Origin of the sequence: Novosphingobium sp. MD-1, assembly GCF_001014975.1 — a bacterium.
In the GTDB taxonomy this organism is placed as follows: Bacteria; Pseudomonadota; Alphaproteobacteria; order Sphingomonadales; family Sphingomonadaceae; genus Novosphingobium.
The window spans coordinates 35041-55489 of record NZ_BBXA01000026.1 but is presented as its reverse complement, the minus strand read 5'-3'; the positions used below and the strand labels follow the sequence as shown (position 1 = coordinate 55489).

The 20449-nt window shown below is 67.9% G+C and carries 21 protein-coding genes, 1 tRNA gene and 1 pseudogene; 17 read left to right on the top strand and 6 right to left on the bottom strand.

Annotated elements, in window-relative coordinates:
- The gene (locus tag NMD1_RS08785; protein WP_199558096.1) at nt 1-624 is read left to right on the top strand and encodes a ParB-like protein; all 624 of its coding nucleotides are present in this window, start codon (nt 1-3) and stop codon (nt 622-624) included.
- 133 nt (nt 625-757) lie between these two features.
- On the opposite strand, the gene NMD1_RS08780 is transcribed toward NMD1_RS08785, so the two are convergent.
- On the bottom strand, nt 758-2515 hold the full coding sequence (locus NMD1_RS08780; protein ID WP_125954439.1) for a fatty acyl-AMP ligase: 1758 nt from the start codon (nt 2513-2515) through the stop codon (nt 758-760).
- Between the two features lie 147 nt (nt 2516-2662).
- On the opposite strand from NMD1_RS08780, the gene NMD1_RS08775 reads away from it, so the two are divergent.
- From NMD1_RS08775 to NMD1_RS21735, 4 genes and pseudogenes are all read left to right on the top strand, one after another.
- Nucleotides 2663-3238: a regulatory protein RecX gene (locus NMD1_RS08775; protein ID WP_125954438.1), complete on the top strand. Its 576-nt coding sequence runs from the start codon at nt 2663-2665 to the stop codon at nt 3236-3238.
- The gene (locus NMD1_RS08770) at nt 3222-3725 is read left to right on the top strand and encodes a DUF192 domain-containing protein (protein WP_125954437.1); all 504 of its coding nucleotides are present in this window, start codon (nt 3222-3224) and stop codon (nt 3723-3725) included. The genes NMD1_RS08775 and NMD1_RS08770 overlap by 17 nt, the downstream gene beginning before the upstream one ends.
- A 144-nt stretch (nt 3726-3869) precedes the next feature.
- On the top strand, nt 3870-4280 hold the full coding sequence (locus tag NMD1_RS08765; protein WP_124809670.1) for an NADH:ubiquinone oxidoreductase subunit NDUFA12: 411 nt from the start codon (nt 3870-3872) through the stop codon (nt 4278-4280).
- A 16-nt stretch (nt 4281-4296) separates the two neighbouring features.
- Nucleotides 4297-4716: pseudogene (locus NMD1_RS21735) on the top strand (DUF2155 domain-containing protein); the annotation flags it as partial.
- Between the two features lie 35 nt (nt 4717-4751).
- Here NMD1_RS21735 and aat read toward each other — a convergent pair.
- The gene (gene aat / locus NMD1_RS08755) at nt 4752-5555 is read right to left on the bottom strand and encodes a leucyl/phenylalanyl-tRNA--protein transferase (protein ID WP_199558095.1); all 804 of its coding nucleotides are present in this window, start codon (nt 5553-5555) and stop codon (nt 4752-4754) included.
- Nucleotides 5556-5624: 69 nt separating this feature from the next.
- Between aat and NMD1_RS08750 the strand changes: the two genes are divergently transcribed.
- The 8 genes from NMD1_RS08750 to NMD1_RS08715 all read left to right on the top strand — a co-directional run bounded on the left by NMD1_RS08750 (nt 5625) and on the right by NMD1_RS08715 (nt 11489).
- Nucleotides 5625-5700 (top strand) — tRNA-Trp (locus NMD1_RS08750).
- Between the two features lie 339 nt (nt 5701-6039).
- A complete protein-coding gene (gene secE / locus NMD1_RS08745) occupies nt 6040-6234 on the top strand; it encodes a preprotein translocase subunit SecE (RefSeq protein ID WP_124809669.1) in 195 nt (64 codons plus the stop codon).
- Nucleotides 6235-6281: 47 nt separating this feature from the next.
- Nucleotides 6282-6818 (top strand): transcription termination/antitermination protein NusG, encoded by a 537-nt coding sequence (gene nusG, locus NMD1_RS08740; protein ID WP_124809668.1) that lies wholly within the window; start codon nt 6282-6284, stop codon nt 6816-6818.
- Between the two features lie 70 nt (nt 6819-6888).
- Nucleotides 6889-8214 (top strand): M20/M25/M40 family metallo-hydrolase, encoded by a 1326-nt coding sequence (locus NMD1_RS08735; protein WP_233497453.1) that lies wholly within the window; start codon nt 6889-6891, stop codon nt 8212-8214.
- A 175-nt stretch (nt 8215-8389) separates the two neighbouring features.
- A complete protein-coding gene (rplK, locus tag NMD1_RS08730; RefSeq protein ID WP_124809667.1) occupies nt 8390-8821 on the top strand; it encodes a 50S ribosomal protein L11 in 432 nt (143 codons plus the stop codon).
- A 4-nt stretch (nt 8822-8825) separates the two neighbouring features.
- Nucleotides 8826-9527: a 50S ribosomal protein L1 gene (rplA, locus tag NMD1_RS08725; protein ID WP_124809666.1), complete on the top strand. Its 702-nt coding sequence runs from the start codon at nt 8826-8828 to the stop codon at nt 9525-9527.
- A 42-nt stretch (nt 9528-9569) separates the two neighbouring features.
- Nucleotides 9570-10010 carry a hypothetical protein gene (locus NMD1_RS21765; RefSeq protein WP_233497451.1) on the top strand — a complete coding sequence of 147 codons (441 nt, stop codon included), beginning with the start codon at nt 9570-9572 and terminating at the stop codon, nt 10008-10010.
- Nucleotides 10011-10175: 165 nt separating this feature from the next.
- Nucleotides 10176-11489 (top strand): alginate export family protein, encoded by a 1314-nt coding sequence (locus NMD1_RS08715; protein WP_233497449.1) that lies wholly within the window; start codon nt 10176-10178, stop codon nt 11487-11489.
- Here NMD1_RS08715 and NMD1_RS08710 read toward each other — a convergent pair.
- The 3 genes from NMD1_RS08710 to NMD1_RS08700 form a co-directional block, all read right to left on the bottom strand.
- Nucleotides 11473-12039 (bottom strand): hypothetical protein, encoded by a 567-nt coding sequence (locus tag NMD1_RS08710; protein ID WP_125954435.1) that lies wholly within the window; start codon nt 12037-12039, stop codon nt 11473-11475. The two genes, NMD1_RS08715 and NMD1_RS08710, sit on opposite strands and share 17 nt — an antisense overlap.
- Complete coding sequence (locus tag NMD1_RS08705) at nt 12036-12797, bottom strand: molybdopterin-binding protein (RefSeq protein WP_124809663.1); 762 nt, start codon at nt 12795-12797, stop codon at nt 12036-12038. Before NMD1_RS08705 ends, NMD1_RS08710 begins: the two co-directional genes overlap by 4 nt.
- A gap of 91 nt (nt 12798-12888) precedes the next feature.
- Complete coding sequence (locus NMD1_RS08700; RefSeq protein ID WP_125954434.1) at nt 12889-14436, bottom strand: NAD(P)/FAD-dependent oxidoreductase; 1548 nt, start codon at nt 14434-14436, stop codon at nt 12889-12891.
- Between the two features lie 161 nt (nt 14437-14597).
- Between NMD1_RS08700 and NMD1_RS08695 the strand changes: the two genes are divergently transcribed.
- Nucleotides 14598-15572, top strand: a complete 975-nt coding sequence (locus NMD1_RS08695; RefSeq protein ID WP_124809661.1) for a magnesium and cobalt transport protein CorA — start codon at nt 14598-14600, stop codon at nt 15570-15572.
- Nucleotides 15573-15868: 296 nt separating this feature from the next.
- On the opposite strand, the gene NMD1_RS08690 is transcribed toward NMD1_RS08695, so the two are convergent.
- Nucleotides 15869-16699 carry a TorF family putative porin gene (locus NMD1_RS08690; protein WP_125954433.1) on the bottom strand — a complete coding sequence of 277 codons (831 nt, stop codon included), beginning with the start codon at nt 16697-16699 and terminating at the stop codon, nt 15869-15871.
- Between the two features lie 292 nt (nt 16700-16991).
- Here NMD1_RS08690 and NMD1_RS08685 point away from each other — a divergent pair, with 292 nt between their 5' ends.
- From NMD1_RS08685 to NMD1_RS08675, 3 genes are all read left to right on the top strand, one after another.
- On the top strand, nt 16992-17639 hold the full coding sequence (locus NMD1_RS08685; RefSeq protein WP_124809659.1) for a DUF47 domain-containing protein: 648 nt from the start codon (nt 16992-16994) through the stop codon (nt 17637-17639).
- 23 nt (nt 17640-17662) lie between these two features.
- Nucleotides 17663-18661, top strand: coding sequence for an inorganic phosphate transporter (locus NMD1_RS08680; RefSeq protein ID WP_124809658.1), 999 nt, complete (start codon nt 17663-17665; stop codon nt 18659-18661).
- A gap of 109 nt (nt 18662-18770) precedes the next feature.
- Nucleotides 18771-20324, top strand: coding sequence for a hypothetical protein (locus NMD1_RS08675; RefSeq protein WP_125954432.1), 1554 nt, complete (start codon nt 18771-18773; stop codon nt 20322-20324).
- Nucleotides 20325-20449: the final 125 nt, after the last annotated feature.

The window sequence follows — 20449 nt, the reverse complement described above, 5'->3', positions numbered from 1 at the left end:
ATGGCGATGGCCCAGAGGATAGAGCCGCTGCTGCATCCGGTCGAACTGCGGCGGCTGCGGCCCACGCAGATGACGGTTGGCTTCATCGAGGTCGAACGCAAGCAGCACGCCTGGCGGCAGCAGGTGGCGGAAGCGGGCGGCGAATACCTCGGCCGGCACATGATCCCGGTGGTGATCGGGCCGAAGCAGGTGCCGTGGCTGATCGATCACCACCACCTGGCGCTGGCGCTGCTGCGCGAAGGGGTGGAGCACGTGCTGGTCAGCGTCGTCGCCAAGCTCGATCACCTCCCGCGCGACCGGTTCCTGACCTTCCTCGACAACCGCAACTGGCTGCATCCTTATGACGCCAAGGGGCAGCGGCAGCCGCTGAAGGCCCTGCCCAAGCGGCTCGACGATCTGGCCGACGACCCTTACCGCTCGCTGGCCGGCGAAGTCCGTCGCGCCGGCGGCTACGCCAAGTCGCCCACGCCCTATGCCGAATTCCTATGGGCCGATTTCCTGCGCGGCCGTGTGTCGACCAGGCAGATCGCCCGCCACTACCCCCGCGCGCTGGCCAAGGCGCTGGACGCAGTGCGCTCGCACGAGGCGGCGTATTTACCTGGGTTCGCGGGGGTGGAGGAGTAGGAACGTATCGCTTGCAGACCCGGAGCGCGGAAAGCCCACCCCGCTGCGGCTAACACCGCGTGCGGCGGCGCAAGCCTCGCTCCCCTCCCGCTTGCGGGAGGGGTTGGGGGTGGGAACCCCTCGCTTCCAGCCCTCAGGCCGCCAGCCGGTAAGGTTCGATCTCGCCCGCCAGATAGAGCTTCTTGGCCTTGGCGCGGCTGAGCTTGCCGGAGCTGGTGCGCGGCAGGGTACGCGGGGGGACGAGTTCCACCACGCAGTTCATGCCGGTGATCGAGCGGACCTTCTCGCGGATCTGGTCGCGCAGCTTCACCCGCTCCACCGGGTCGGAGACGCGGCAGTGGACCAGCACCGCCGGCGCTTCCTCGCCGTTCTCGGTTTCCACCGAGAAGGCGGCGATATCGCCCTGGTGGAAGCCCGGCAGCTGTTCCACCGCCCATTCGATGTCCTGCGGCCAGTGGTTCTTGCCGTTGATGATGATCATGTCCTTGGCGCGGCCGACGATGAACAGGTAGCCCTCGGCATTGAGGTAGCCCATGTCACCGGTATCGAGCCAGCCATCGACCAGGCAGGCATCGGTCGATTCGGGATCGCGGAAATAGCTGTGCATCACCGACGAGCCGCGGCACCACACCTTGCCGATGTGATGGTGCGCCAGCGCACCGCCGTTCTCGCCCCGGATCGCGATGTCCATGCCCTTCACCGGCACGCCGCAGTTGACGATGGCGCGGTAGCGCGCGGGGCGCGACAGGTCGCGCGGGCAGCCGGACAGGCGCTCTTCCTCGACCAGTTCCACGCGGATGCCTTCGCCCGGCGGCATGATCGTCACCGCCAGCGTCGCTTCGGCCAGGCCATAGCTGGGCAGGAAGGCGCTGGCCTTGAACCCGGCCTCGGCGAAGGCGTTGACGAAGTTCTGCATCACGTCGGGCCGGATCATGTCCGCGCCGTTGCCCGCCACGCGCCAGCGCGACAGGTCGAAGCGTTCGGACACGTGGCTCTGGCTGGAAATGCGGCGGGCGCAGATGTCATAGCCGAAGGTGGGCGAATAGGAGAGCGTGGTGCCCGGATTGCGGCTGATGAGATCGAGCCAGGCGAGCGGGCGCCGCGCGAAGTCCTCGGTCTTGAGGTAGTCCACCGAAACCTGGTTGGCGATCGGCGACAGGAAGCAGCCGACCAGCCCCATGTCGTGATACCACGGCAGCCACGAGATGCAGCGATCGGGCGTGGTGATGCCCATGCCGTGCGCGTGGCCGGCCAGGTTCGCCAGCAGCGCGCGGTGCGTCACCGCCACGCCGTGCGGGAAACGCGTCGATCCGCTCGAATACTGGAGATAGCAGATCGCGTCGGGATCGGCCGGCGGCAGCGGCTGGTCCGAAACCGGGCCGGCGTGGAATTCGTCCCACGACAGGCCCTTGCAGCCCTGCCGCGCGGCGGCCTCGCCGGCCATGGCCGCGATCTCGCCCGGGAACAGCAGCATCAGCGGGTCCGAGCTGGCGAGCTGGACCGCGAGCTGGTCGATATAGCTGTCCTTGCCGCCGAAGCTGGTCGGCAGCGGCAGCGGCACCGGCCAGGCGCCGGCATAGATCGTGCCGCAGAACAGCGCCGCGAAATCGGGGCCGGTTTCGGCGACCAGCGCGATCCGGTCGCCCGGCTTCACGCCCATGGCCAGCAGCCGGCCGGCCGCCGCCAGCGCGTCGGCGCGCAGTTCGGCGTAAGGGTAGGGGCGGGTCAGCGTGCCACGCGGATCGTGGAAATTGAGGCCCTTCTCGCCCTGCGCGACATAGTCCAGCGCATCGCAGAAGGTGTCGAAATCGGAATAGCGACGCGGCAATGCATCGTCGTTCGGCGTGGGAACGAGAGCCGCCTTCTCCACAACGGCGTCCGTAACGGTCATGCGATACCCCGGTTTCTCTGTCTTTTTCCTGCCGGGCGTTTCTGCTCCGGCAGGTGAACGGCCCATGACTGTGTCCCGGTTCCCCTTGCGCGGGGTACGGGTGCGGACGTTCTCATTTAATCCTGACTGTGGCACGAATGTGGCGCGATGAATCCGCAAGGTGTTCCAGACCGGCGCAAACGGCCGCCCAAACCGCTCGATCCGGCGCGGATGGAGGAGATGGCGCTCGCCTATGTCGCGCGCTTCGCCACCAGCGCGGGCAAGCTCGCCGCCTATCTGGCGCGCAAGCTGCGCGAACGCGGCTGGGATGGCGCCGCCCCGCCCGACGTGGACGGGCTGGTCGCGCGGTTCGTGCGCGCGGGTTATGTCGACGATGCCGGCTATGCGCGGGCGAAGGCGCAGGGCCTGCTGCGGCGCGGCTATGGCGCGCGGCGGATCGACCAGGCGCTGGGGCACGCGGGCATTGCCGAGGACATGCGCGCGGAGGCGCGCGGATCGGAGCGCGACCGGCGCCACGCCGCGCTGGTCATGGCGCGCAAGCGGCGCTTCGGCCCGTGGGGCGAGGATCGGGGAACGGATGGACCGAAGATCGATCCGGCCCGGCGCGAACGGCAGGTCGCCGCGCTGCTGCGCGCCGGGCACCCCCTTGCATACGCGCGCCGACTGGTCGATGAGCCTAGCATCGAGGCAGCGGAAGAATGGGTCGATGAAATTCTGGATTAAGACCGCCGCACTGGCGTGCACCGTGGCCGTGATCGGCTGCTCCCCCGTTGCGGCCGATACGGGCGGAAAAAGCGCCGCGCGGCCCGCCGCTTCGGCGCCGGCGACGCATCCGGTTTCCGGCCTGCCGGTCGTCACGCTCACGGTCAGCGGGACCAAAGGACCGCACACCTTCCGCGTCGAAGTGGCCCGCACCAGCGAGGAACAGGCGCAGGGCCTGATGTTCCGCACCACGATGGGCGCGGACGAAGGCATGATCTTCCCGATGGACCCGCCGCGCGACGCCGCGTTCTGGATGAAGAACACGGTCATCCCGCTCGACATCATCTTCATCGGCCCGGACCGGCGCATTCTCAACATCGCCGCCAATGCGGTGCCTTATGACCTGACCTCGCTGCCCTCGGACGGCATCGCCGCGGGCGTGCTCGAACTGAACGGCGGCCGCGCGGCGGAACTGGGAATCAAACCGGGCGACAAGGTGGCGTGGTAGGAGCGGGCCGGCGCTGCGGTTCCGACGATGGCCGTTTCGACCATTTGCCGTGGGGGCAAGCCGTGAAAAGGGGCCTATCCCGGCTTGCGGAATCCCCCCCTCAGGGGCTAAGCGGCCCCCACCCTCGCGAAAGATGACGGCACCATGAGCTTTCTCGGCAAGATCTTCACCTGGTGGGACGGCGCCACCATCGGCACCCTGCTCGACAGTTCGCTGAAGGGCGAGCTGGTGGGCACCGACGCGCAGGGCAACAAGTACTACCGCTCGCGCAAGCCCTATCCCGCCGGTCATCCGCGCGCGGGCGAGGAACGCCGCTGGGTGATCTACGATGGCGCCAACGATGCCAGCCGCGTGCCCGCCGAATGGCATGGCTGGCTCCACGGCGGCTTCGACGGCGTGCCCGAAAGCAATCTGCCGCCACCGCGCATCTGGGAAGCGGACTACACGCCCAACGCCACCGGCACCGCGCTGGCCTATCGGCCGCAGGGCGCGCTGGAACGCGGCGGCAAGCGCGCGCCCGCGACCGGCGACTACGAAGCCTGGTCTCCGGAATAAGCGCCGTCCGGCCCCGATGAACCGTCTTTCCCGGCCGCTGCTTCCGCTTGCCGCCTGCGCGGCGCTGGCGGCTCTTGGCGGGTGCCAGCGCCAGCCCGAAGCCGCGCCCCCGCCCGAAGCGACCGAAACCGGCGCGCCGGCGGCGGCTGGATCGGGCGGCGTGGTCGAAAGCGAATACGGCACGCCGGTCAAGGACCGCGTCGCCACGCTGGGCTTCCTCAACAAGCGTAACAACATCACGCAGGTGCTGGTGATGAAGACGGGCGAATCGCGCCGCATCGGCAACGCGATCGTCAAGCTGGCCACCTGCGAGCGCACCGCGCCGTGGGAAGACCCGCAGGAAACCGGCGCCTTCGTCCAGCTGTTCGTGGAAGAGCGCGCGACCACCCAGGAAAAGCTGGCGTGGCACAAGATCTTTTCGGGCTGGCTGTTCAAGAACTCGCCCTCGCTCAACGTCGTCGAGCACCCGGCCTATGACGTGTGGGTCAAGGACTGCGCGATGAAGTTCCCCGGCGAGGAAGACGATCCCGCCTCCGCCAGCAGCGCGGCGAAACCTGCGGGCAAGCCGAGCACCGCGCCGGCGCCGGCCACGGCACCATCCCCGGCCGCAACGCCTGCCGCCCCCAAGCCCGCCACCCCGAAGCCGGCCACTCCGAAACCGTCTGGCGCCAGCACCGACGAGTGAGGCCGCTGCGCGTGGCGCAGCATGTCGAGGTATCGTTCCTGCGGAATTTCGACCGCGCCCAGCGAGGCCAGGTGCGGCGTGGTGAACTGGCAATCGAGCAATTCCGCGCCCGATCGCCGCAGGGCCGCCACCAGCCAGGCCAGCGCCACCTTGGACGCGTCGTTCATCCGGCTGAACATGCTTTCGCCGCAGAACACGCGGGCGAAGCCCACGCCATAGAGCCCGCCAACCAGCCGTCCGTCGGCCCAGGTCTCGATCGAATGGGCGTGCCCGACCGCTTGCAGCTTGCGGTAGCTTTCGCGGATGCGCCGGCTGATCCAGCTTTCCTCCGCATCCGGGCGCGGCGCGGCGCAGGCGTCGATCACCGAATCGAACGCGGCGTTGCACGTCACCGTGAACCGCCCGCGCCGCAGCGTGCGCGCCAGCGAGCGCGACAGGTGGAACCCGTCGAGCGGCAGGATCGCCCGCATCCGCGGCTCCACCCAGAACACCTCGGGATCGTCGCGACTGTCCGCCATCGGGAAAATTCCCGCGCGATAGGCCTTGAGCAACAGCTCGGGCGGGATGATCGGTTCGTCGGGCGGCGTCATCGTCGTCGAAATGTCTTTGAGTCGGTTGCACTCGCGCCGTCAACCCACTAAGGGCGCTTTTCCGAGCACAGGAGTGTAGCTCAGTTGGTAGAGCATCGGTCTCCAAAACCGAGGGCCGCGGGTTCGAATCCTGCCACTCCTGCCATCCTCTCCGCCCCGGCGTAGAGAGGTTTTCGTTTCCTTTCAGGCTTCTGCGTCCGCATGGGCGACGCGCGCGACCCGTTCCCTACCGGTCCCGCGGCACGGCGGCGAAGGGTCCGGACCGGACGCAATCGCGCCGCCGGCAAACCGCCGCCCGCCGCCCCGCGAATCGTCGCGATCCGCCACCGCTCTCGCCGCTCTTGCCAATCCGCCGGCTTGCGCCTAGATATCGGCCATCTTCCGACATCGGAAACATCGCCTGCCCCTCCCGGACCTGTCCGGGGCGGCGATGTCCCCTAGGCGGAAGACAGGATTTCATCAGGTAGCGAAAGCGGCAAGGATCATGGCGAAGACCAGCCCCGGCGAATTCATCAACCAGGTACGCGCGGAAGCGCGCAAGGTGGTCTGGCCGACGCGGCAGGAAACCACCACCACCGCGATCTTCGTCGGCATCATGATGCTGATCCTGGCGGTGTTCTTCCTCGGCATCGACAGCCTCTTCGGCTTCGTCGTGCGCTGGCTGCTCTCGCAGGCCTGAAGCCTGCCGCCTCCCTTCGGCACCTGACAAGACTTCAAGGATTTTCCATGGCTCGCTGGTACATCATCCACGCCTATTCCGGTTTCGAAAACAAGGTGCGCGATTCGATCCTCGCCGAAGCGGAACGGATCGGCCTGTCGCAACTGGTCGAGGCGGTGGAAGTGCCGACCGAAACCGTGACCGAGGTGAAGCGCGGCAAGAAGGTGCAGGTCGAACGCAAGTTCATGCCCGGCTACGTGCTGGCCAAGCTTGCGATGAACGACGACATCTACCACCTCGTCAAGAACACGCCCAAGGTCACCGGTTTCCTCGGCACCAACAACAAGCCGCAGCCGATTTCCGACAAGGAAGCCGCCCGCTACTTCGGCGCGCGCGAACAGGCCGCCGCCGAACCGCGCAAGAACGTGGCAGTCGATTACGAGATCGGCGATTCGGTCAAGGTCAACGCCGGCCCGTTCGCCTCGTTCAACGGCACGGTGGAAGAACTCGATTTCGAAAAGCAGCGCGTGAAGGTGGCCGTGTCGATCTTCGGCCGCGCCACGCCGGTCGAACTGGCGTTCGAGGAAGTCGAACTGGTCAAGTAATTCCACGGACGCGCCGGCAGGCCGGACCGGCGCGCTTTCGCCGCGCGCTGGCCGCTGACCGGAGAGTCCGTTGCTGACCACCCTGATCCTCGCGCTGGCGGCAGCATCCGCGCCGGTCGCGGAAAGCGCCGCGCCACGCCGGCCTGCCCCCGTTCCCGCTTCCGCCGCCAAAGCGCCCGGGGAACTGGCCAGAGAACTTGAACGCCTGCTGGCCTCGCGCCGGTTCGCCGCCGCGCGGGAGGCGTTGCGCGCGGATCATGCCCGGCTGGTCGACGATATCGTCACCCTGACCGAAATTCCCGCGCCACCGTTCGGCGAGGAGGCGCGCGGCCGCGCCATGGCCGCGATGATGCGCGCGGGCGGCCTGCCCGATGCGGCAATCGACGGCATCGGCAACGTCATCGCCACGCGCCGGGGCACGACGCCCGCGCTTGCGCCGCTGATCGTGGCCGCGCATCTCGATACCGTGTTCCCGGCCGGCACCGACGTGAAAGTCCGCCGCGAAGGCACCCGCCTGATGGCGCCCGGCATCGGCGACGATACTCTGGGCCTGGCGGTGATGCTGGCGATGGTCCGCGCCATGGACAAGGCCGGCATCCGCACCGAACGCGATATCGTGTTCATCGCCAACGTGGGCGAGGAAGGGCCGGGCGATCTGCGCGGGATGCGCCATTTCTTCGCGCAGGACCCGCGCGCGAAACAGGCGGCCGGGTTCATCACCATCGATGGCGCGGGCGCGGGCTGGATCACCACGCGCGGAGTGGGATCGCGGCGCTGGCGCCTGGTGTTCGACGGACCGGGCGGGCACAGCTTCGACAAGTTCGGCATCGTCAACCCGCTGGCGGCGCTGGCGCGCACCGTGACCGGGCTTTACGGCATCCCCGTGCCCGCGCAGCCGCGCACCACCTATTCCGCCAGCGTCGTGGGTGGCGGCACCTCGGTCAACACGATCCCGGCGCAAGTCTTCCTCGATGTCGACATCCGCTCCGAATCGCCGGCGGAAATCGACCGCATCGATACCGCGCTCCATGCCATCGCCACGGCGGCGGTGGACGAGGAGAACCGCGCCCGATCGACCGACGGCGGCCGAATCGCCGTGACCTTCAAGCCGATCGGCAATCGCCCCGCCGGCACTACGCCCGAAACCGCGCCGCTTGCGGTGATCGCGGCGACGGCGGCGCGGGCGGAGGGGTTCGCGCCGCACTTCGTGCCCCTGTCGACCGATGCCAACGTGCCGATGAACCTCGGGATTCCGGCCATCGCCATTGGCGCGGGCGGTGATGGCGGCGGTGCGCACGCGCCGAGCGAATGGATCGACGTGGCCGAAGACGCCAGCGTGCGCGGCGCGGCGGCTGCCATGGCGACGGTGCTGGGGGGCGCCAACGCGCTGCCGTGAAGCGCGGCATGCCGCGTCCCCACCCCGAATCCCCTTGCATTTCGCGCCATTTGCGCTAGTTGCGCGCGCTTCCGGGCAACTGGAAATCCGTGCGGAAGAGGGTTCGCCCTCGTCTGACCGCTCACTCTGAGGAGCCGGAACTTCCGGTCTCCGACAGGAAGAAAGGAGGCCAGCAATGGCCAAGAAAATCGAAGGTTACATCAAGCTGCAGGTCGCCGCCGGCGATGCCAAGCCTGCACCGCCGATCGGCCCGGCCCTGGGCCAGCGCGGCGTGAACATCATGGAATTCTGCAAGCAGTTCAACGCTGCCACGCAGGAACTCGAAAAGGGCATGCCGCTTCCGACCATCATCACGGTCTATGCGGATCGCTCGTTCACGTTTGTCACCAAGACGCCGCCGGCAACCTACCTTATCAAGAAGGCCATCGGTCTCAAGTCCGGCTCGAAGACGCCGGGCAAGGAATCGGCCGGCACGATCAAGCGCTCGCAGCTCGCCGAAATCGCCCAGGCCAAGATGCAGGACCTGAACGCGAACGACATCGACGCGGCGACGAAGATCATCGAAGGCTCCGCGCGCGCGATGGGCCTGCAGGTTGTGGAGGGCTGATCCCATGGTGAACCTGACCAAGAAGCAGAAGTCGCTCACGGAAAAGCTGGGCGACAACCAGAAGCTCTATGGCGTTGACGAAGCGATCCAGCTTCTCAAGGACCTCCAGAGCGCCAAGTTCGACCAGACGCTCGAAGTCGCGCTGAACCTCGGCGTCGATCCGCGCCACGCCGACCAGATGGTTCGTGGCATGGTCACGCTGCCCTCGGGCACCGGCAAGGACGTGAAGGTCGCCGTGTTCGCCCGTGGCGACAAGGCCGAAGCCGCTCTCGCCGCCGGCGCCGACAAGGTGGGTGCGGAAGACCTGCTCGAAGACATGCAGGCCGGCAACCTCGACTACGGTCGCGTCATCGCCACGCCCGACATGATGGGCATCGTCGGCCGCCTCGGCAAGGTGCTCGGCCCCAAGGGCCTGATGCCGAACCCGAAGCTCGGCACTGTCACGCCGAACGTTGCCGAAGCGGTCAAGGCTGCCAAGGGCGGCCAGATCGAATTCCGCGTCGAAAAGGCCGGCATCATCCACGGCGGCATCGGCAAGCTCTCGTTCTCGAACGAAGCGCTGCGCGCCAACTTCGACGCGTTCGTCGATGCGATCGTCAAGGCGAAGCCGGCTGGCGCCAAGGGCAAGTACGTCCGCAAGGTCGGCCTGTCCTCGTCGATGGGCCCGGGCCTCAAGATCGACGTCGCGCAGGTGCACGGCGGCTGATTTCCGGCCGATCCTGACCAATCGCGAAAAAGGCCGGGGGGCATGTCTCCCCGGCCTTTTTTCGTGGCGATCATGGTATCCGCCACCGATGGCGCGCTGCCCACCCCCAACCCCTCCCGCAAGCGGGAGGGGAGCGAGACTTGCGTCGCCGCAGGCGGCGTTAGTCGCAGCGGGGTGAGCCGCCTGCGCGTTACTTTGGCAAACGATGCCACGGCTTTTTTCGCAAGCGCGCTATCCTTGCCGGCGGCGCTGGTGCAGGAGGCGCGCATGGCCGACGATCCGCTTCGCAGCAATCCGCCTTCCGACCCGGCCGGCAATCCCGTGCGGCGCGCCCGCGCCATGGTGGAGGCTGAAGTACCCCCTGCCCGGCGCGGCCCCGGCTGGGACCGGCACTGGCGCGAACTGGAAGCCTATGTCGAGGCGCAGGCGGGCGTCTGGACCGGCGCCGGCGCCGGGAAAGATCCGTTCGCCCGGGACGATTGATCTTTCGGCAGATTGACCGGCTGACCGCCCCCGCTCTAACGCGCGCTATCGCGAATCGCGCGATGCGGAAGGGGCCGCGCGTTGGGGATCACACTGTCCGGAAGGACCAGGCCGCTGTGGCGGCGAGCGTCCACCGCCTCCATGGCTATCGCGATGACGGCGTCCGTGACGGCACCCGCACGCGCGGCGGAAGCGGATGACGGTCTGCGCGTAACCGGCAACGTGCGCTTGCGCGTGGAGGCGATCGACGGTCAGGCGCGCCCCGGCTTCGACAGCAGCGATACGCTGGTCAACCTGCGCACGCAGGTGCTGGCGCAATATCGCAGCGGGTCGTTTCGCGTGGTCACCGAAATCCACGACAGCCGCGTGTGGAACGCCGATCCGGGCACCCCCGTGACCACCAGCGAAGTGAACACGCTGGAACCGGTGCAGGCCTTCGTCGGCTATGATCTGGGGCCTGTACTGGGGCCGGGCACCAAGGTTTCGGTGCAGGGCGGGCGCTTCACCCTGGCGCTGGGATCGCGCCGGCTGATCGCGGCCGACGAATACCGCAACACGGTCAACAGCAATACCGGCGTGCGCGTGGACATCGCCGGGCGGCGCGGCTTGCAGGCCACGCTGATCTATGCCCTGCCGGCGATGCGCCTGCCCGACGATGCGGCATCGCTGCGCAGCGGCAAGGTGGAGCTGGACCGCGAAAGCTTCGACGCGGTGCTGTGGGGCGGGATCGTCAGCCGCTCCGTCTCACGCGCGGGCGCGGCGGTTCCGATCACGGCTGAGCTGGGCTTCTTCCATTTCGGCGAACGCGACGCCCCCGGCCGCCCTACCCGCGACCGGTCGCTGAGCACGGCGAGCGCGCGCGTGATCGCCGATCCGCGCCCCGGCCATGCCGATGGCGAGGCGGAGGTGATGGTCCAGTGGGGGCACACCCGCACCTCGCTGGCCGCCACCGCGCCCGAATTGCCGGTGCGCGCCACGTTCTTCCATGCCGATGCGGGTTACACGTTCGCCGGCCCGTGGCGCCCGCGCCTGTCGATCGAGTTCGACTATGCCAGCGGCGCGGGCAGTGGTGGCCGCTATGGCCGTTTCGATACGCTGTTCGGGATGCGGCGCGGCGATTTCGCGCCTTCGGGCATCTACAACGCGGTCACGCGCGCCAATATCGTGACGCCCGGAATCCGGCTGGAAACCGCGTCCGACCGGCGGCTGGACCTGCTGGCGACCTATCATCCGATGTGGCTGGCCGACTCGCGCGACAGTTTCGCCACCACTGGCGTGCGCGATGCCAGCGGCCGGTCGGGCTCCTTCGCCGGGCACCAGTTCGACGCGCGGCTGCGCTACTGGCTGTTGCCGCGCCATCTGCGGCTGGAACTGGATGGCGTGCTGCTGGCCAAGGGCCGCTTTCTGACCGACGCGCCCAACGCGCCGCCGGGGCGGACCACGCGCTACGTCTCGTTCAACCTCAGCGCGCTGTTCTGACCGGCGCCAGATTGGCGCGGGTGTAGCATTCCACGACCAGGCTGATCGCGGTTCCCTCACCCAGACGCAAGACCGCGCGGTGCGACAGGACCGTACCGGCAGGGCATTCCGCCGCCCGCCCACGCCGCGCCTCCAGCCGTTCGCGCCGGAAGCCGAGCGGCATGACGACTTTGCCGAACGGCATGTCGGTCGTCTCCAGCGTGCGGTTCATCGCCGCCGTCAGCCGCGCCGGCACGTACCAGTTGCGCGCATCGGACAGCACGGTTCCACCACAGTCCAGGCGGACATGGCGATAGGCGACCGGCTCGTCCGCCGTCACCCCCAGCGCCTTGCGCACGGCGGGCGATGGCGCATCGCGCGCATCCCGGTCCGCCATGGCGCGGATCGTCGCCGGTTGCGCGATACCGCGCGCCGCGCACCATTCGCCCAGCGCCTGCGTCGCGCTGTCCTGCGCGGCCAGCGTGGCCTCGAAACGGTGCAGCGTGGGGGAGCATCCCGCCATCGACGCCGCCGCCAGCACGGCCACGGCGCCCGTGCGGTGTACGGTCAAATGCCGCCTGCCACCGCTTCCCGCCCGGTCGCTTCCAGCCCGGCGATCAGCGCCGCCGCGCAGGCTTCGAGCTGCGCGGTATCGGTCGACCGGATCACGAAGTTCGCGCCCACCCGGCCTTCGCGGAAGAACGGATAGCTGCCGATCTGGCACCCGTCGAACGCTCTCTCGGTCTTGCTGAGAAGCTCGGCGATCTCGCTTTCGGGAACCCAGCAGCCGATCGTTGCCGATTGCAGCGGCAGCCCGCCTTCCAGCGTGCCGGTCAGCCCGTCGAGCATCTGCGCGGTGATGTGCGGCACCCCGGCCATCAGGAACACGTTGCCGATGCGGATGCCCGGCGCGCCCGACATGCGGTTCTCGATCAGGTTCGCCCCCGCCGGCACGCGCGCCATGCGCAGCCGGCCCTCGTTCAGCCCGCCGCGGGTGGCGTAATAATCCTCCAGCACCTTGCGCGCATCGGGGTGGATTTCCACGTCCACGCCCAGCGCCTGCGCCACCGCGTCCACGGTGATGTCGTCGTGCGTGGGGCCGATGCCGCCGGTGGTGAACAGATAGTCGTTGCGCGCGCGCAGCGTGTTCACCGCCTCCACGATCGCATCCATCACATCGGGCACCACGCGCACTTCGCGCAGGCGAATGCCCTGCACGCCCAGCCAGGTGGCGATCTGCGCGATGTTCTTGTCCTGCGTGCGGCCAGACAGGATTTCGTCGCCGATCACGATCAGCGCGGCGGTCCAGATGCGGGTTTCGTTGGTCATCGGGAAGAACCGATACCGCAAACCCGCGCCAGTGCAAGCGTGCCCCGGCCGCGATGCCCCAAAGGCCGCGCGGGTCCGGAGCGGACGATCGCTATTCGGCCGCTTCGAGCTGGGGCTGCGCCTGCGCCGCCGGCTGCGCGCGGCCGAGCGCCAGGATGCCGTCCTCGATCGGCGAGGCCTTCATCCACGCCTTGTCGTAAACGTAATCCTGGTTGAGCCGCCAGGGCAGCGCGGCCGCGCTCTTGGGCATGATAGTCAGCGCGCGCTGGAGATAGCCCGACGAGAAATCGAACACGTTGTCCTCGACCAGCCCGTGATCGGCCGCCAGCACCGGCGTCGCCACGTGCGCGCCCTTTGCCTTCATCGTGTTGAGCAAACGGCAGGCGTAATCGGAAATGAGGTCCGCGCGCAGCGTCCACGAGGCGTTGAGATAGCCGAACACCGCCACCAGGTTGGGCACGTTCGAGAACATGCAGCCCTTGTAGTAGAAATGGTCGGCGAAGTTCATCGGCACGCCATCGAGGCTCAGCGCGATCTTGCCGCCCATGGTCAGGCGCAGGCCGGTGGCCGTGATGATCACGTCGGCATCGAGATGGCGGCCGGACTTGAGCTGGATGCCGGTGGCGTCGAAGCGGTCGATGTGATCGGTCACGATATCGGCCTTGCCCGCCTTGATCGCCTCGAACATGTCGGCATCGGGCACCAGGCACAGGCGCTGGTCCCACGGATCGTAGGGCGGGGTGAAGGTCTTGGCATCGTACTTGTCGCCCAGCGCGGCCTTGATCTTCTTGGTCAGGTAGTCCTTGACCTTTTCCGGCTGGCTGCGGGCGCGCTTGAACACCAGGTTCTGCAGCCGCACGTTCTTGAAGCGGGTGATCGCATAGGCGACCTTTTCCGGCAGGATGCGGCGCAACGCGTTGGCCAGGGCATCGCGCGCAGGGCGGATCGCGTACCACGTCGGCGTGCGCTGCAGCATGGTGACGTGCGCGGCCTTGTGCGTCATCGACGGCACGATCGTCACCGCCGTCGCGCCCGAACCGATCACCACCACGCGCTTGCCCGCATAGTCCAGATGGCTCGGCCAGAACTGCGGATGGATGATCGTGCCCCGGAAGTCCTCGCGGCCGGCGAACTGCGCGTCATGCGGGGTGTCGTAATCGTAATAGCCCGAACCCAGGTACAGCAGCCGGGCGGTCACGCTCCGGCGGGTGCCCGCCTCGTCCTCGGTCATCACCGTCCACAGCGCCCGCGCGCTGTCCCAGTCGGCGGACAGCACCTTGGTGCCGAAGCGGATATGCGGGCGGATGCCGCGCTCGTCGGCGATGCGGTTCAGATATTCGAGAATGGCCGGGCCGTCCGCGATCGATTTCTCGTGCTTCCACGGTTCGAAGATGAAGCCCAGCGTGTGCATGTCGCTGTCGGAACGGATGCCGGGGTAGCGGAACAGATCCCAGGTGCCGCCGATCTGTTCGCGCCGCTCGAGGATGGCATAGCTGCTGCCGGGGCACATCATCTGCATGTGCGCGGCCATGCCGATGCCCGAAAGGCCGGCACCGACGATCGCCACGTCGACGTCCGGCGTCGCGCTGGTCGCCGGTCTTTCCGTCTGCCCTTCCGGCTTCAACGCGGCTGCACCCATGATTCCAAACCCCTCCAGTTTCTGATTGCAACCGAACCTATCGCAATCCCCGCGAATTGCCAGCCCGATTCGCGCCTTCAGCGGCTTGCCGACTCGGCCCGCCGCGATGGACCAGCCAGGGGCGATTGCGCGCGACTGCGGGCTTTGCCACAAGCAGGCCCATGCCGATCATTGCGTCCCGCCGCTACAGCCAGGGCCAGGCCCACGAAGTCGACATCGTGCTCGATGGCGTGCCGCGCGCGCCGCTGCCGCCCCAGACGTTCGACTGGATCGGCCTGTGCGAACCGACCGTGGAGGAGATGGAGCGGGTGCGCCGGCAATACGGGCTGCATCCGCTGGCGGTGGAAGATGCGCTCAATCCGCGCCAGCTGCCCAAGGTGGAGGCCTACGGAAAGCAGCTGTTCGCAGTGGCGCGCACGGCCAGCCTGCACGATGGCGAGATCATCTCCTATGGCCAGACCGCGTTCTTCCTGGGGGCCGACTTCATCATCTCGGTGCGCTTCGGCAGCACGCGCGCGCACCTGACGCTGCGCCAGGAACTGGAGGCCAGCGCCGAACGGCTCGCCGAAGGGCCGGACTACGTGCTGCACGCCATTCTCGATTTCATCGTCGATGGCTACCAGCCGATCACCGATGGGCTGGAAGACGTGGCGCAGGACATGGAGGAGGCGGCGATCGAAACCTTCCCCGGGCCGGCCACGATCCGCCGTATTTTCCGCCTGCGCCGCCAGTTGCGCCGGTTCGAACGGGTGATCGGGCCGATGCAGGAAATGTGCGCGCGGCTGGTCGAGGCGGACCTGCCGACGATCGATCCGGCGGCGCGCATCTGGTTCCGCGATGTGCTGGACCATGTGCACCGTGCGCTGACGCGGGTGCGCGGCGTCAAGGAAACGCTGGCAGCGATCGTCGAGACCGCCAGCCTGCTGGAACAGCACCGCCAGGGCGAGATGACCCGCCAGCTCGCCGCCTGGGCCGCGATCCTGGCGGTGCCCACCGCGATTGCCGGCATCTATGGCATGAACTTCGAATATATCCCCGAGCTGAAATGGCGCTTCGGCTATTTCCTGGTGTGGAGCGTGATCCTCTCCGTCTGCGGCGGGCTATGGTATCGTTTCAAGCGGATCGGCTGGCTGTGATTTTCAGAATGATGAAAAAGAATGCGGCATTGTGAAAATCATAGCCAGCAGAACGCGGCGCGTGGGTAGCCCACCCCGCTGCGACTGACGCCGCCTGCGGCAGCGCAAGTCTCGCGCCCCTCCCGCAAGCGGGAGGGGATTCGCATATTCTCCCCTCCCGCTTGCGGGAGGGGCCGAGGGTGGGCAACGCACCGCCGTTCCACAAACATCCTGTCGCCCATAAAAAAGGCCGCCCGCCCCGATGAGGGGGCAGGCGGCAGGCTCATGCATGCGGAAAAAGGCCGATCGTCAGGCGATCAGAAGGCAACGGTGCCCGAAACCACCACCGCCGCGCCGGCGATCGAGGAGCCGTTCTTGGTCTGCGAGAAGTTCGGCTGGAGGTAGAGCGCTTCCTTGTTGCTGATGTCGGTATCGACATAGGCCACGCCCAGCACCACCGGGCCGACCGCCACGTCGGCGCCCAGCATCCAGTCGGCATACTTGCCCGTGGGCGCGACCGAGGTGCCGTTGGGGCCAAGGCCGGCGTTGCCGTCCGAATAGCCGACGTGCGCCTTCAGCGTGACCGGGGTGTTGGGGATCGCCGCGCTGGCGTCGGTCCAGACGTAGAGGTTGTCCGACTTGGCGCCCGGCGCATCGGGCACGCCGGTGGCGTAGGACGCCCCGCTCAGATACCAGCGGCCCAGCGATTCCTGCTTGGGCGCATAGGCAACGCCCGCCAGCAGGCTGACCGGGCCGACGGTGCCCGAAAGCTTGACGTAAGGCTCGGCGAAGTCGGTCTTGTCCGCGCCGCCCGGATACATGTACCAGGTCAGGCCCACGTCCACCGTGACGCCACCGATCGGCATCTTGTAGCCGCCGTAGATGTCCAGTTCGGTGTTGGAACCGCCGAAGGTGCCCCAGCCCGAAAGGTTGGAGGCCCAGGTGCCGACATAGAGGCCGCTTTCGTGCGACACGGTCAGACCGGCCTGCACGGCCAGCGCGCGGTCACTCTGCGACACGCCACGGAAGCGATAGTCCGAAACGATGGCGGCAGACCCGGAAACGGTAATGGGCTTGGGGGCTTCCTGGGCCAGCGCGGGGACCGAGAAAGCAAGCGCGGCAACCGCCGCCGCGACACGATAGAACATTGGAACGTCCTCCCTGGACTTGTCTTGGGAACGTTCCGCCTGCGTCCGCCGCGCGCTGCCACTCTGTCTGGTGTGGGGCCGCTTCACGCCGGAAACGTTGGGATAGGCAGCCATTTTTGCCCCCATTTTGCCTTCGTGTAAGGAAACATTGCTGGCTCGCGCGCCGCCGCGCCGGTGGACAATATGGCACGTTCATATTGAGAGAGGCGGGCAACTCTCCTAGTGCGCGCGACGAGCACCGCGCAGACCGCGATTCGCTCCAGGGACAGAACTTTTTACGGAAGCGATAGCGATGTTCGGCTGGTTCCAGCGCCTTCTGCCCAAGTCCGGCGATTTCTTCGACATGTTCGAACGCCACGCCGCAACGCTCGTGGCCGCCGCCGAGGCGCTCTCGCGCCTGACCCGTTCGGAAGGCAATGCGGCGGAATACATCGCCACGATCCGCAAGCGCGAGCATGAGGCGGACGATATCATCCGCGAAGTGCTCTACACCGTGCGCCGCACGTTCCTGACGCCGTTCGATCGCGGCGCGATCACCTCGCTGATCGCCGCCATGGACGATACGATCGACGAAATGCAGGCCGCCGCATCGGCCATCGAGCTTTACGAAGTCGCGAAGTTCGAGCCGGAAATGCAGGCCATGGCCGACAAGATCGTCGAAGCCTGCGACCTCATCGCGGAAGCGATGCCCCTGCTGCGCGACGTGGAACGCAACGGCGCGCGCCTGCACCAGTTAACGGAGCGCATCGTCAAGCTGGAAGGCGCAGTGGACCTTGTTCACCAGGCGGGGCTGAAGGCCAACTTCATCACCCGGCGCGGCGATGGCGATCTGGTCGCCTTCATCGTCTCGCGCGAAATCTACAAGCACCTCGAAAAGATCGCCGACGCGTTCGAGGATGTCGCGAACGAGATCGACGCCCTCGTCATCGACCACGCCTGATCGGCCGGCCGGGAACGCGCACCATGCACGAAATCGCCTTTCCGCTGCTGGTCGGCCTCATCGCGCTGGCGCTGGCCTTCGATTTCCTCAACGGGTTGCATGACGCGGCCAACTCCATCGCCACGGTGGTTTCCACGCGGCTGCTTTCGCCGGTACAGGCGGTGCTGTTCGCCGCCGTCGGCAATTTCGTGGCCTACTGGATGGTGGGCCTGCACGTCGCCGAAACGGTGGGCAAGGGCATCATCGACAAGGACGTGGTGACGCCGGCGGTGGTGTTCGGCGCGCTGATCGGCGCGATGTTCTGGAACGTGCTGACCTGGGTGAAGGGCATTCCCTCCTCGTCCAGCCACGCGCTGATCGGCGGCCTGCTGGGCGCGGGCATCATGCACGGCGGGTTCGGCGCAGTGGAAAGCTCGGGCACCAGCAAGACGATCGTCGCGATCTTCCTGTCGCCGATGATCGGCTTCGCGCTGGCCATGCTGATGGTGCTGATCACCAGCTGGCTGTTCCGCGGATACCAGCCGCGCCGGGCGGAGCGCGTGTTCAAGTCGCTCCACCTGGTCAGCAGCGCGGCCTATTCGATCAGCCACGGCGGCAACGACGCGCAGAAGACGATGGGGATCATCGCGGTGCTGCTCTATTCCACGGGCACGCTGAAAGGCGAATTCCACGTGCCCGAATGGGTCGTGATCGCCTGCTACGCCGCGATTTCGCTGGGCACGCTCTCGGGCGGCTGGAAGATCATCCAGACGATGGGCAGCAAACTGACCCAGCTCAATCATCACACCGGCTTCTGCGCCTCCACCGCCGGCTCGATCGTGGTGTTCGGCGCCAGTGCCATGGGCATTCCGGTCTCGACCACGCACGCCATCACCGGCTCCGTCGTCGGCACCGGCGCGGCCCGCCGCGCCAGCGCGGTGCGCTGGGGCGTGGCGACGCGCGTGGTCGTGGCGTGGTTCATCACCATTCCCGCCAGCGCCGCCGTGGGCGCCGCGTTCTACCTGCTCACCCGCCTGTTCTGAACGGCGGGCTGTTCTGAGCATAGGCCCGTTCGGGCTTTGACAGCCGGCTTCCCGCGCGACACTCTGCGTCGGCGCGGGGTTTGGCGCGTGGCAACAGGGGCATGGGCATATGGCGGTTCGCGCAGGTTTTCGCGCACTGATGGCAGGCGCGGGGCTGGCGGCCACGGCCCTGCCCCTTGCCCCGCTTGCCACCCCCGCCCGCGCCGCGACCCCGGCGGAAAAGATCGCGGCGATGGACGATGCCGCGCTGTTCGACCGGTTCGGCAAGGAAGTGGTCAAGCTGGGCAAGCCCGCCGTCTGCGAGGCCGTGCCCTATACCGACGAGATGGCGCGGCGGCGTCCGGCGCAGCGGCTGATGGCCATTGCCGCGCTGCTCCGTTCCAACTGCGCGCTGTTCCAGGACCGCTATCCCGATGCGCTGCGCGAGGGGGAGGAGGCCGAAGGGTTGGGTTTCGGCCGCGACGGGGACGAACTGCGCGTGCTGGTCGATTTCCTCGCCATGCAGGCCGCCCTGCGCGCGGGCAACGGCGATGCCTATGCCGAGCACCTTGGCCATGTCGCGGCGCGCGGCAACGCGGCGGAGTTCGCCGGCCTGCAGCGGCCCGCCATCTTCGTCGGCCTGCGCACGGCCGCCATCGGCAACCAGGATCGCGCGGTGCTGGCGCTTGCCCGGTCGCCGGCGTTTCCGTCTCTCACCCCCGAGATGCGCGGCTCCGTGGCGGCCGAGGCTCTGCGCCCGGCGCTGGCGGCGGGCGATACCGCCGTGGCGGAGATGCTGGTGGGTCAACTGCGCGACGCCGAGCCCACGCTCGATATGCTGGTGGATCGTGACTACGAAAGCGGCTGGCCCATGCTCGCTCGCCGCGTCGGCCCCCATGCTCAAACGATGCTGCTGCAGGGCGTGGAGACCGCCACCGCCGATCTCTCCAAGGCGCCAGAGGACCGCCGGGTGCTGTCGCGCCTGGTGGATGCGCTGGTCGATGCCGGACGGTTCGACGAGGCGATCGCGGCGGCGCAGCGGATCGATCATACCGACAAGGGACTGCGCAAGGCGGGCGAGTACGACGGCTGGATCATCAATGCCGAGGTGCGCGCGCTCGACGCGCTGGGCCGCACGGCCGAAGCGGACGCCCTGTTCGACCGGCTCACCGCCCTGCCGTGGCGCGAGCGCGGCTGGATGGTCAATTTCGTCATCAACAACGCCGGACGGCTGGTGCGCCACGGGGCGTGGGACCGGGCGATGCTGGCCGCCGCGCTCGCAACCGAGGTCGCCAACGAGCAGGGTTCCCCCTATGCCCGGCTTTCCGCGTCGGCGTTGCGCCTCTGCGCGACGCACCACGCCCAGCCCGGCCAGGACCAGCGCCTGCTGCGCGAGGCGGTCTATGCCCACTGGCGGGATGCGGTGACAGCGTCGGTGCGGGCGGCCCAATGCCTTGGGGACGAGACGGCCGCGCGGCAGTTTCTGAAGGACGGCCTCACCGATCCGAAGATGCGGACCGACGTGCTGACACTGCTCCAGCCAGAAGACACGGACCTCGTACCCGATCCGGCCAGGACCTTGCCCCGCGCACGCGAACTCATGGACGCCGACGCCGATCTGCGCGCCGCCTACGATCGCGCAGGCCGCGATCTTCCGGAAGACCTGCGCCCCGCGCGGCGCTGACGACGCGATCGCGCGCGGGAAGTGGCCAAAAAAGGGCGTGGGATTTCCGGGCATTGCCCCTTGGCAAAGCGCGCGGCGATGGCAGGATGCAGCCTTGTCCATTCCGGCCCGAACCCTTCCGGGGA